At 63.5% G+C, this 230-nt stretch carries 1 pseudogene; it reads right to left on the bottom strand.

From position 1 onward, the window contains the following. Nucleotides 1-230 (bottom strand): annotated as a pseudogene (locus ACQG3P_RS25270) (peptidase); the annotation flags it as partial.

Raw genomic sequence — 230 nt, 5'->3', positions numbered from 1 at the left:
GCGTCCACGTACAGCTGGCCAAGGCCTTCGCCGATGGAGGAGTTGACCGACTCCACCACGCGCTTCCAGCGCGGCTGCATTTCCTTCTGGCCACGCAGGGTGGTGCCGTAGAAGTCGAAGTTGGCCTTTTCTAACGCGCTGCTCAGGTAAGGCGCGGCGTGATCGACGGTGTGGAAGCGCAGATAGGCCTGCCAGGTCGAGGCCGGCACCTCGGTGAGCATCTTGTCCAC

This window comes from Stenotrophomonas sp. SrG (assembly GCF_050031795.1).
Taxonomy (GTDB): domain Bacteria; phylum Pseudomonadota; class Gammaproteobacteria; order Xanthomonadales; family Xanthomonadaceae; genus Stenotrophomonas; species Stenotrophomonas rhizophila_A.
Note: the sequence above shows the minus strand (reverse complement) of the source record. Positions and strands in the feature narration are given on the sequence as shown.